The 1,382-nt window shown below is 64.7% G+C and carries 1 protein-coding gene; it reads left to right on the top strand.

Going from position 1 to position 1,382, the window contains the following annotated elements; genetic code table 11:
• The coding region (gene aceF, locus DBR24_RS29360) for a dihydrolipoyllysine-residue acetyltransferase (protein ID WP_256591963.1) at nucleotides 1-1,382 on the top strand (1,382 nt) is incomplete at both ends.

The raw sequence follows: 1,382 nt of genomic DNA, 5'->3' as shown, positions 1-1,382 counted from the left end.
GATCATCGAGATTCAGGTCAAGGTCGGCGACACCGTCGAAGCTGATCAATCGTTGATCACCCTGGAATCCGACAAGGCGAGCATGGAAATCCCGTCGCCCGCCGCTGGCGTGGTCAAGGCCATCAGCGTCAAGCTCAACGACGAAGTCGGCACCGGCGACCTGATTCTGGATCTGGAAGTGGCGGGTGCTGCGGCCCCTGCTGCGGCCGCCCCGGCTCAAGCTGCTGCGCCAGCCGCTGCCGCTGCGCCTGCTCCTGCAGCAGCCCCGGCTGCGCCAGTGGCCGACAGCGTTCAGGACATCCACGTTCCGGACATCGGTTCGGCCGGCAAGGCCAAGATCATCGAAGTGCTGGTCAAGGCTGGCGACAGCGTTGAAGCCGACCAGTCGCTGATCACCCTGGAATCCGACAAGGCGAGCATGGAAATCCCATCGCCTGCCGCTGGCGTGGTGGAAAGCGTTTCCATCAAGCTGGACGACGAAGTCGGTACCGGCGACCTGATCCTCAAGCTGAAAGTCAAAGGTGCGGCGCCTGCTGCTGCCCCGGCGCCTGCTGCCGCTGCTGCACCGAGCGCTCCAGCACCAGCCGCTGCTGCTCCGGCTGCCGCTGCACCTGCTGCTGCCGCTCCGGTTGCTGCTCCAGCCAAGCCAGGCGCGAAAGTTCACGCCGGCCCGGCCGTGCGTCAACTGGCCCGTGAGTTCGGCGTCGAGCTGAGCGCCGTTGGCGCCAGCGGTCCGCACGGTCGCATCCTCAAGGAAGACGTGCAGGTTTACGTCAAGGCGATGATGCAGAAGGCCAAGGAAGCGCCAGCTGCTGGCGGTGCCACCGGTGGCGCGGGCATCCCGCCGATTCCGGTCGTGGACTTCAGCCGCTTCGGCGAAATCGAAGAAGTGCCGATGACCCGCCTGATGCAGGTCGGCGCTGCCAACCTGCACCGCAGCTGGCTGAACGTGCCACACGTGACGCAATTCGACTCGGCGGACATCACCGAGCTGGAAGCCTTCCGCGTGGCGCAGAAAGCCGTTGCCGAGAAGGCTGGCGTCAAGCTGACCATCCTGCCGCTGCTGCTCAAGACCTGTGCGCACCTGCTCAAGGAACTGCCGGACTTCAACAGTTCGCTGGCGCCAAGCGGCAAGGCGATCATTCGCAAGAAGTACGTCAACATCGGCTTCGCGGTCGACACCCCGGATGGCCTGCTGGTACCGGTCATCAAGAACGTCGACCAGAAGAGCCTGCTGCAACTCGCTGCAGAAGCCGCTTCGCTGGCTGAAAAAGCCCGCACCAAGAAGCTGTCTTCGGACGAGATGCAGGGCGCCTGCTTCACCATTTCCAGCCTCGGCCACATTGGCGGCACCGGCTTCACGCCGATCGTCAACGCGCCGG

Origin of the sequence: Pseudomonas sp. HMWF006, assembly GCF_003061205.1 — a bacterium.
Classification (GTDB): Bacteria; Pseudomonadota; Gammaproteobacteria; order Pseudomonadales; family Pseudomonadaceae; genus Aquipseudomonas; species Aquipseudomonas monsensis.
Note: the sequence above shows the minus strand (reverse complement) of the source record. Positions and strands in the feature narration are given on the sequence as shown.